This is a genomic window from Corynebacterium testudinoris (assembly GCF_001021045.1).
In the GTDB taxonomy this organism is placed as follows: Bacteria; Actinomycetota; Actinomycetes; order Mycobacteriales; family Mycobacteriaceae; genus Corynebacterium; species Corynebacterium testudinoris.
In genome coordinates, this window is record NZ_CP011545.1 from 1,992,794 (window position 1) to 2,003,160 (window position 10,367).

Annotated in this window: 8 protein-coding genes; 7 read left to right on the forward strand and 1 reads right to left on the reverse strand. The window is 62.1% G+C overall.

Going from position 1 to position 10,367, the window contains the following annotated elements:
- The first annotated feature begins 7 nt into the window (after positions 1 to 7).
- From CTEST_RS09545 to CTEST_RS09570, 6 genes are all read left to right on the forward strand, one after another.
- A complete protein-coding gene (locus tag CTEST_RS09545) occupies positions 8 to 1,888 on the forward strand; it encodes an ABC transporter ATP-binding protein (RefSeq protein WP_047253543.1) in 1,881 nt (626 codons plus the stop codon).
- A 20-nt stretch (positions 1,889 to 1,908) separates the two neighbouring features.
- Positions 1,909 to 3,075 (forward strand): MalY/PatB family protein, encoded by a 1,167-nt coding sequence (locus tag CTEST_RS09550; RefSeq protein WP_047253544.1) that lies wholly within the window; start codon positions 1,909 to 1,911, stop codon positions 3,073 to 3,075.
- A gap of 79 nt (positions 3,076 to 3,154) precedes the next feature.
- Positions 3,155 to 5,017, forward strand: coding sequence for a maltose alpha-D-glucosyltransferase (gene treS, locus CTEST_RS09555; RefSeq protein WP_083985548.1), 1,863 nt, complete (start codon positions 3,155 to 3,157; stop codon positions 5,015 to 5,017).
- A gap of 17 nt (positions 5,018 to 5,034) precedes the next feature.
- Positions 5,035 to 6,207: a hypothetical protein gene (locus CTEST_RS09560; RefSeq protein ID WP_047254378.1), complete on the forward strand. Its 1,173-nt coding sequence runs from the start codon at positions 5,035 to 5,037 to the stop codon at positions 6,205 to 6,207.
- A gap of 98 nt (positions 6,208 to 6,305) precedes the next feature.
- Complete coding sequence (gene brnQ, locus CTEST_RS09565; protein WP_047253545.1) at positions 6,306 to 7,643, forward strand: branched-chain amino acid transport system II carrier protein; 1,338 nt, start codon at positions 6,306 to 6,308, stop codon at positions 7,641 to 7,643.
- Positions 7,644 to 7,707: 64 nt separating this feature from the next.
- Positions 7,708 to 8,736, forward strand: a complete 1,029-nt coding sequence (locus CTEST_RS09570; protein ID WP_047253546.1) for an LLM class flavin-dependent oxidoreductase — start codon at positions 7,708 to 7,710, stop codon at positions 8,734 to 8,736.
- Here the strand turns inward: CTEST_RS09570 and CTEST_RS09575 are convergent.
- The gene (locus tag CTEST_RS09575) at positions 8,733 to 9,260 is read right to left on the reverse strand and encodes a hypothetical protein (protein WP_047253547.1); all 528 of its coding nucleotides are present in this window, start codon (positions 9,258 to 9,260) and stop codon (positions 8,733 to 8,735) included. The genes CTEST_RS09570 and CTEST_RS09575 overlap by 4 nt on opposite strands.
- 326 nt (positions 9,261 to 9,586) lie before the next feature.
- On the opposite strand from CTEST_RS09575, the gene CTEST_RS09580 reads away from it, so the two are divergent.
- The gene (locus CTEST_RS09580; protein WP_047253548.1) at positions 9,587 to 10,354 is read left to right on the forward strand and encodes a GntR family transcriptional regulator; all 768 of its coding nucleotides are present in this window, start codon (positions 9,587 to 9,589) and stop codon (positions 10,352 to 10,354) included.
- Positions 10,355 to 10,367: the final 13 nt, after the last annotated feature.

Here is a 10,367-nt window from a genome sequence, read left to right on the forward strand (position 1 = left end):
TTCTGCAGTGAATTCTTTAGCCCGAATAGCGCGGAGTGCGTCGGCACTGTGGCCGTACTACCTGGGTGTGGTGCTCATTTCTACCGCCGCTGCGGCGCTGGGCCTGGTGTCGCCGTTCATTTTCCGCGAGGCGACGGACACGATTGTGGGCACACTGCAGGGTGATACGACTGTCGAGCAGGTCACCCGGACTCTGTTGTGGCTGGCCATCGCCTTGTTGCTGGCTGATTTGGGTAACCAGATTATGACGAACTTCGGCGGGTATGTCGGCGACGTCATGGCGATGCGGATGCGGCAGATCCTGTCCACGCGCTATTACGCGAAGCTGTTGGCCCTGCCGCAGCGCTATTTTGATAGCCAGGTCACGGGTACGGTGATCGCGCGGCTGGATCGGTCGATCGCGTCGCTGACGCAGTTCCTGCAGTCCTTTGCTAATAACTTCCTCCCGATGATCATTCAGGTCATTGCGGTGCTGGCGATCACGGCGTGGTACTACTGGCCGCTCACCATCCTGCTGGCCTCGCTGTTTCCGCTGTACATGTGGCTGACGGCGCTGTCGTCGAAGCGTTGGCAGAAGTTGGAGGGGCAGAAAAACGAACAGATCGATGCCGCCAATGGTCGCTTCGCTGAGGTGATTGGCCAGGTCAAGGTGGTGAAGTCTTTCGCTTCTGAGGTGCGCGAGCTGGATCACTTTGGGCAGCGCTACGGCCGGACTGTTGACATCACTCGCCCGCAGTCGCGCTGGTGGCATCAGATGGATACGTTGCGGGGCGCGGCGCTCAACATCATTTTCTTCGGTATCTATCTGGTGCTGTTTTTCCAGACTCTGCATGGCAATTTCACGCTCGGCGACATGGTCATGCTCATTCAGCTGGTCAACATGGCTAAGCAGCCGGTGTTCATGATGAGCTGGATTGTGGATACCGCGCAGAAGGCCATCGCCGGGTCCAAGGATTACTTCCGCGTCATGGAGGAGGAGTTCGAGCCGACGGCGAACGCGGAGCTCATTGCCGCCACGGAAGCCTCCGGGGTTCCGGTTCTGGACCTCACGCCGATCACTCCCCTGCAGCCCCTGGCGGATGAGCCGGTCGTAGCTTTTGATGACGTCACGTTTGCCTATGAGGAGGGCCACGATGTCATCAGCCACGTCAGCTTCTCCGCGCGGGAGGGCGAGAAGGTGGCCTTGGTCGGTGAATCTGGTGGCGGCAAGTCGACGCTGGTCAACCTCATGTTGGGGCTGTATCCGTTGTCGAGCGGTTCGTTGACGGTGTGCGGGCGTGACACGGCCGATCTCACGGCTGCGCAGCTGCGCGCGAGCGTTGGCGTGGTGTTCCAGGAGGCGGCGTTGTTCTCCGGTACGGTGCGCGAAAACATTGCCTATGGTCGCCCCGATGCCACCGAGGAGGAGATCATCGAGGTGGCGAAGCGGGCCAACGCCCACGACTTTATTTCGCGCTTCCCCGCTGGTTACGACACCATTATCGGTGAGCGCGGGCTGCGTTTGTCGGGTGGTCAGAAACAGCGCGTGGCGGTCGCCCGGGCGATGCTTAAGGATGCGCCGGTGCTGGTCCTCGACGAGGCTACGTCGGCGCTGGACACCAAGTCGGAGCGCGCTGTCCAGGCCGGTCTGGACGAGTTGATGAAGGATCGCACGACACTGATCATTGCCCACCGCTTATCGACGATCGCGTCGGTCGACACCATCGTCACCTTGCGCGATGGCGTCGTCGATGAGATCGGGTCCCCCGATCAGCTTGCCGCCTCTGGCGGCATCTACGCCGAACTCCTCCAGCTCACTGCGTCCTCGTCCGCCGCCGACCGGGCCCGTCTGAAGAAGTATGGCTTTGTCGCTGATGGGGTCGACGCGGCTGACGATGCTGCCGAGTAGTCTGGCGCTACCCTAGGGGCATGCAGTTTCCTAGCCTTGATGAACTAAAGACCCGCCAGACCCGCAAGTGGACCGTCTACGACGATGACGTTCTCCCGCTGTGGATCGCCGAGAGTGACTTTTTCACCTGCTCAGAGGTGAAGAAGGCCATCGTGGAGGCGGTGGAGAATGAGTCCTTTGGGTACACCCCCGCCGAGTCTGATCTTCCCGCCGCACTCAGCGATTTTTATGCGCAGCGTTACGGCTGGCGCATCGACCCGGCGATGGTGGTCGTCGTGCCCGATGTCGTCCGCGGTCTCCTCTTAGCCGTCGAATATATGACCCGCCCGGATTCGGGGGTCATTGTTCCGGTTCCGGCGTACCCGCCTTTCCTCGAGGTTCCTGAAACCGCTCGCCGCGCGATGCACACCATCGATGCCTACGGCGGCCTGGACTTGGCCGATATCGAGCGCGAATTTGCCGCCGGGGCAGGCTCCATCCTGCTGTGTTCCCCGAACAATCCCCTGGGCTATACGCTCTCCCGCGAGTTCCTCATCGAGTTGTGCGAGCTGGCTGATCGTTATGATGCCCGCGTCCTCGTCGATGAGATCCACGCTCCCCTGGTCTACGGCGACGCCGAGGGCAATGGTCATGTGTGTGCCGCCAGCGTCAGCGAGGCGGCTGCCAAGGTCTGCATCACCGTGACCGCCACCTCCAAGGCCTGGAACATCGCCGGGCTCAAGTGCGCGCAAATCATCTTCACCAATCCCCAAGATCTCACGACGTGGGGGTCCATGACTGGTGTGGCCAAAGACGGCACGTCCACCCTGGGTATCTTCGCCGCCACTGCCTGTTACCGCCTGGGCATCGACTTCCTGGACCAGCAGTTGGAGTATCTCCGCGGCAACCGCGACTGGCTAGTATCGGAGTTGCCACGGAGGATCCCGGGGTTGCGGGTGAGCAACCCGGAGGCGACGTACCTCATGTGGCTGGACTTCTCTGACACGGCTATCGGCCACCTTGAGCGCCCGGCCATCTGGCTGCGCGAGCACGCCCGCGTCGCATTCAACGATGGTCTGTACTTCGGTGACGGTGGCTTGCACCACGCCCGACTGAACTTTGGCACGTCCCGGGAAATCCTGGAGGAAACTGTCAGCCGCATGGAGCAGGCAATGGTGCGAGCATTCGCGAGCTCGCCTTCCGAATAATAGTCGCCCCAAGGGCCCGGTGACCTGCCGGAACGACAAAGGGCTGCACTCTTCATTCAAACTACCTACGCTTGAATCTATGAGTGAAGACACCACCACTGATGTCCAGACCGGCTTCACCGGCGCCTCCGATGCTACGGAGTCCTCGCAACCCGGTTTGGCTACCGGTCCGCTGGCGGATACGGACACCGCCCCCTCCGCCACTCGGCCGGAAACGAATGCCCAGGGCTACATCGTGGAGTCGAAGTCGCAGGACTTCGAAACTCCAGCTCCCGCTCCCGGTGACAACCCGTGGGAGCGCCCGGACCGCGAGTGGTTCAAGGACGCGGTGTTCTACGAAGTCCTGGTCCGCGCGTTCTACGACCCGGAGAATACGGGTTCGGGTTCCCTGCGGGGCGTGACGGAGAAGTTGGACTATTTGCAGTGGCTGGGCATCGATTGCCTGTGGCTTCCGCCGTTCTATGATTCTCCGCTCAAGGACGGCGGCTATGACATTCGTAACTTCCGCGAGGTGCTGCCGGAGTTTGGCACGGTGGATGATTTCGTCGAGTTGATCGACCACGCTCACAAGCGCGGCATCCGCGTGATCACGGACTTGGTCATGAACCACACTTCGGATCAGCACGCCTGGTTCCAGGAATCTCGCCGTGACCCGGAGGGCCCCTACGGTGACTTCTATGTGTGGTCCGATGATCCGACCGAGTACTCCGATGCCCGCATCATCTTCATTGACACCGAGGAGTCCAACTGGACGTATGACCCGGTGCGCAAGCAGTACTTCTGGCATCGTTTCTTCTCCCACCAGCCTGACCTCAACTACGATCATCCGCCGGTGCGCGCGGCCATGCTTGATGTCATGCGCTTCTGGTTGGACTTGGGCCTGGATGGCTTCCGCCTCGACGCGGTCCCCTATCTCTTCGAGCGGGAGGGAACGAACTGTGAGAACTTGCCGGAGACGCATGAGTTTTTGAAGCAGGTCCGCGGGGTTATTGATGATGAGTACCCGGGCCGAGTGCTGCTCGCCGAGGCCAACCAGCTGCCCAATGATGTCGTCGAGTACTTCGGTGAGCCGGAGTTCGGCGATGAGTGCCACATGGCTTTCCACTTCCCCGTGATGCCGCGCATCTTCATGGGTGTGCACCAGCAGTCGCGGACCCCGATCTCGGAGATCTTGGCGGATACCCCCGCGATCCCGAAGACCGCTCAGTGGGGCATCTTCCTGCGTAACCACGACGAGTTGACCCTCGAGATGGTCACCGACGAGGAACGCGCCTACATGTACAAGCATTTTGCTAAGGATCCGCGCATGAAGGCGAACGTGGGTATTCGCCGCCGCCTGACTCCGCTGCTCAATGGTGATCGCAACAAGCTGGAGCTGTTCACGGCGCTGCTGCTGTCGCTGCCGGGTTCGCCGGTGCTCTACTACGGCGATGAGATCGGTATGGGCGACAACATTTGGCTCTATGACCGCGATGGGGTGCGCACCCCGATGCAGTGGTCAAGCGACCGCAATGGTGGTTTTTCCAAGGCTGATCCGGAGCGTCTTTACTTGCCGGCGATCCAGAATGATCAGTACGGGTACGCCACTGTCAACGTCGAGACGCAGATGAAGCGGGATAATTCGCTGCTGCAGTGGACGCGCGCGCAGATTCACATCCGCCAGCAGTACCACGCTTTCGGGCGTGGCTCGTACACGGAGGTCGATTGCCCCAACGATGCGGTGTTGACCTTCATCCGTGAATATCGCGGCGAGCGCATCCTGTGCGTGAACAATCTTTCTGATCGCCCGCAGGCCGTGTCGCTGGATTTGGCGCAGTACGCCGGTGTCACCCCGCGCGAGCTGTCGGGCGGCGAGATGTTCCCGCCGATCAGCGAGCATCCGTGGGTGGTCACGTTGCCGCCGCATGGCTTCTTCTGGTTTGACTTGTCCGAGGAGGAATAGTGGAAAATCTCATCCGGATGCTGGAGGGCGCCCGCTTCTACGGCGCGAAATCCGAGCCGATCGATTCCATCGATGTCGTCCGTGAGGCCACCATCGCTAATGGTTGGCGGTTGCAGGTGGTGCGCGTCCATCACGGTGGCACGAGCGATTTGTATCAGGTGCTTATCGACGCCGCTGATAACGACGTCTTCCACCTGCCCGAGGTCATTGGCACCTACGGTGCCGCCCTCACGGGCGGTGCTCCCGCTGGGTTCGGTGTGCTCCACGGCAGCGCCCCCGGGCTGGATGGCGGTGGCCGGGCGATCAGCGGCGAGCAGTCCAATACGTCGCTGATCTTTGGCGAGAACGCGATGGTGAAGGTCTTCCGCCACCTGGAGGCGGGCCAGAACCCGGACGTGGAGTTACTGTCGCAGATCCCGGATTCGCCGCACGTGGCTGCGGTGCGCGGCTGGGTGACTGAGAACATCGATGGCGAGGATCACACGTTGGCGATGATCCAGGATTTCATCCCCGACGCCGATGATGGGTGGCGCTACGCCCTTGGTTTCTCCGCTCTTGGTGCCCATTTCGGGCCCGAGGCGTCTCTCCTCGGGGAGGCTACTCGCGCGGTGCACGAGGCCCTCGCTCACGCGCTGCCCACGCAGTCTGTGCCGTTGGCGAGCGTGGTGTCGACCCTCGAAGACCACCTCGACCACATGATCACCCGCGCCCCGGTCCTCGCCGAGCATGAGGATTCTGTCCGTGAGGTCTACCGTCTACTCTCCGACGGTGATGGTGACGGTGCGGAGCAGACCATCCAGCGCATCCACGGTGACCTCCACTTGGGCCAGGTGTTGCGAAACCAGGACACCTACGTGCTCATCGATTTCGAGGGGGAGCCGGCGCGTCCGCTGGCGGAGCGTCGCCTTCCGGATTCCCCGCTCCGTGACGTCGCCGGGGTGATTCGTTCCTTCGACTACGCGGCGCACTTCCCGGCCCGAAGTGGCCAAGGCGCGGGCCCGGCCGATCCCGCAGCGTGGGCGGCCGAGGCAACGGAGGCCTTCTTGCAGGGCTATCAGCTTTCCCCGTCGTCCCTGCTCGATGCGTACGTCTTGGATAAGGCTCTGTACGAGGTGGTCTACGAGTCCAACAACCGCCCAGATTGGGTGGATATCCCGCTGGATGCGGTGCGTCGCTTGCTTAATCCTTAGCGCACCTCGGTTGTGCTTCTGGCCGAAAGTGCGGGTAACGTGGGAAAACGTTTCCGTTTTCTGTTGCCTGACCACACCGCGCGAGGACCCCTGAAGAGATGTCGAAGAAAAAGCCCCTGTTGACCATCGCTGTCACAGCGCTCATGTTGTTTTCCATGTTCTTCGGAGCGGGCAACCTCATCTTCCCACCGATGTTGGGAGTGGAGGCGGGCACGAGCTTCACCCCGGCGATCATCGGCTTCCTCAGCACCGGCGTTCTGCTGCCGATCTTGGCGATCGTGGCCATCGCCATCTCCGGCAACGATATGCGCGACCTCGCCTCCCGCGGTGGCGTGTTCTTCGGCGTGGTGTTTTCCGTCGTGGCATACCTGTCCATCGGCGCGTTTTATGCGCTACCCCGGACCGGTGCGGTCTCCTTCGAGACCGCTTTTCAGCCGCTGACCGGCTGGGATACGCTGACCGCGTCGGCGGCTTTTAACTTCTGTTTTTTCGGTGTGGCGTTGCTGCTGGCGTGGAACCCGACGGCGATCGTCGATAATTTGGGTAAGGTCCTCACCCCGGTCCTGCTGGCCCTGCTGCTCGTGCTCGTGGTCATCGCGCTGCGCACCTTCGATGGCGTCGCCGGAGCTCCGGCGGAGAAGTACGCCGATGCGCCGCTGGCGGCCGGGCTGTTGGAGGGCTACCTCACGATGGATTCCATCGCGTCGCTGGCGTTCGGCATCATCGTCATCTCCACGCTCAAACACAGCAGCTTCCCCACCGGTTCGGCGCTGGTCCGCGGCACGATCCTCGCCGGAGTTGGCGCGGGGGCGATCCTCGGCGTCATCTACGTCGCCCTCGGCTACATCGGCCAGATCATCCCCGACCCCAGCCGCTACGACAATGGGGCCGGGCTGCTTGCCGACGCCGCGCATCTAGCCATGGGCTTTCCCGGACAGCTCGTCTTCGGCCTCATCGTCCTCCTCGCCTGCCTGAGCACCGCGGTGGGCCTCATCGCCGCGACGAGCGAGTTTTTCACCTCGCTCCTGCCGCGCGTGTCCTACAAGATGTGGGCCGTCATCTTCGCCGTCATGTCCTTCGCCATGGCGACGATGGGCTTGGACACCGTCCTCGCCATCGCGGCCCCCATCATCGGTTTCATTTACCCGCCGGCGATCACGCTCATCTTTGTCACGCTCATCGAGCCCCTCGCGCGCCGGTGGGTCACCTTCCACTGGGCTTTCCGCCTGGCCATTTGGGTCTCCGTCGTGTGGTCCGCCCTGATTACCTTTGATGGCTTGGGCTGGGGCAGCTCGATCATTGATCCGCTCATTTCCTGGGCCCCGCTCCACGATGTCACCCTCGGCTGGGTGCTGCCGACACTGGCCGCCTTCCTCGTGGGTGTCGGCATCGATGCGGTGGCGCGCCGCCGGCTTCATGCAGCTAGCACGGCCTGAAATATTGACACCGTCCGTGGCGTTGCACTGAGGTAGCAACGTCAGCGTAAACGGAAGGTTTTCCATGTCAGCCCCCTTGCCCCTCTCTCTCATCGACTTCTGCCTCATTTACTCCGACGAGACCCCGGCGTCTGCCATGTCCCGGTCGGTGGCCTTGGCGCAGCGGGCAGAGCAGTTGGGGTATTCCCGCATCTGGTACTCCGAGCACCACAACATGCCGCAGATCGCTTCCGCGGCACCGGCCGTGCTCATATCTCACATCGGGGCGAAGACGGAGAAGATTCGCCTCGGTGCCGGCGGCGTCATGCTGCCCAACCATTCGCCTTATGTCATCGCGGAGCAGTTTGGCACCCTCGCCGAGCTCTATCCCAACCGCATCGACCTCGGTCTAGGCCGCGCGCCTGGCACCGATATGACCACCTTGGGCCGGGCTCTGCGCCGGGACCCGCGAGCCGCGGAGACCTTCCCACAGGATGTCATGGAACTTAATGGCTACCTGCGCGGGGAATCCACCATCCCGGGGGTCGCCGCCACTCCGGGCGCGAACACCAACGTGCCGTTGTACATCTTGGGTTCCTCGATGTTCGGTGCTTCCCTCGCTGCCAACCTTGGTCTGCCCTACTCCTTTGCCTCGCACTTCTCGCCGCAGCAGCTTACGCAGGCCGTGGCCTACTACCGGGAGAACTTCCAGCCCTCGGAGGAGCTCAACGAGCCCTATGTCATCGCCGCGGTCAACGTCACGGCCGCCGACACGACGGAGGACGCTGAGCGCCAGCTACAAGGCGTGTACCGCAACCGAGTGCGCTCGCAGCTGGCAAAGGGCCGTCAGTTGACCGATGCCCAGGCTGATGCCCTCTTGGCCTCTCATCAGGGCCAGCAGATTGCTGGGATGCTGCACTACAACGCCGTCGGCGATCGGGCTCAGGTGCGTTCCTACTTGGAGTCTTTCGCTGAGCTCGCCCAGGCGGATGAGCTCATGATCTCCCTGCAGAACACCTCCAACGACGAAAACCTGCGGGCTCTCGACCTGCTTGCGGAGGCTTGGGAGCTCGATCCGGCGCACGTCGCCGGGGCGCCGGGGCAGCGAGGCTAAATACTGCCCAGTTTGTCCACGCTGAGTCCAGGTACTCGGGCCCGCAACAACTCGACTAGTTCGAAGGGTTGCGGGGTGGACCCATCGGGAAAGCGAACGGTGTAGGGGGCAACCGCCTCGGGATGCCGCTGGACCCGTTCGCTGACGTGGTGCGGTAGCACCACCAGGAAAGTGCCTTCTGTCGGGCGCGAATACAGCTGTAGGTGTGCCAGCTGTTCGAGCGGAAAGCTCACGCCGGTGCGCGGGAGGGTGACCCGCTGGTCGTCGATAAACAGGACCGGTCGGGTCCGCTTCCATATTCTGCTGATGAGCATGAGAAATGCAATGAGCATGCCAGCCGCGGGGGCGGCGGAGGCGAGCAGATAGAGCCAGGCCAGCCGGTCATCGCTGTGGCTGCGGGCGGAAAAATACAGGCCAAGGAAGATTGGCGCCATGACCAGCACGAAGACGGCAAACACGATGAAGAGTTTGCTGGTGATGAGGGACGTGGCGGAGGGGCGCAGGGCGATCGTTTTTATACGCACTGATCCTAGTACACGCCTCAGTTGCGGCCCGAGTCATCCAGACACGCGCTAAGGAACACGTGTGAGATCAATGGTTTTGTAGCCCGGAGGATGTAGTCTACTGCCAGTTTGGCAGTACCACTTAGGTCCCGGTCATAACCTCTTGGTAAACATGTCCTCACACTTGCGTGTCGCAGGGTGTCTTTTCATGTCTACATGCCCTACACTGCATCTAAGAAAAACCTTACAGACACGTAGGTAACACCAAAATGTTACAGGTGTCATAACCTAATAAAATAAGTAAATTCAGGGAAACCTGCTCGGCACCCGCTCAAAGGAGGTAACGCATGGGCCCATCGAAGAAAGCTCAACAATCGACCCAGCGCTACGAACTCATCACTAGCCATCTGCGACAATCCATCGAGGACGGGACCCTCAGCCCCGGCGACGAGCTTCCTTCAGAGGCCGAGCTATGCCAGCAATTCGACTCCTCACGCGGCCCCGTCCGGCAGGCCATGGCACTGCTGCGCGCCGAGGGCCTCATCTCCACCGGCCGCGGCCGACGCAGCACCGTGCTCACCTCTGCGCCAGCTAATTCCTTCGAGTCCCTGCTCTCATTAACCGTATGGGCCGAGGACATGGAACCGGAAATCTCCCAGCGCACACTGTGGGTCGGCCGTTCCTCCGCCAACGAGCGCATCGCCCGCCAGCTGCAGGTCGACGTGGGCTCCCAGGTCGTCGGCATCAAGCGCCTGCGCCTGCTCAACAATGAGCCCCTCGCCATCGAGCACCTCAACTTCCCCCTCGATATCGGTCGCCCCCTCCTCGACTTTGATACCGACAACTCCTCCGTCCACCGGGAGCTCGCCCGCCTCGGCGTGGGCTTTGAAAGCGCCAACCGTTCCATGTCCGCTACTCTCGCCACCGCCGAGGACGCAGAGCTGCTGGACATCCCCGAAGGCGCCCCGATCATGAAGGTCGAACTGCTCGCCGCCAGCAAACAGGGCCGCACCTTGGAGTACGCCGAGTACCGCGTCATCGGCGAGGGATTTGTCCTCCACGTCAATAACGTCCGGGGCACGCCGACCCCCGCGTGGTTCTCCCGCGAGGCCTGATTGTTACATGTGA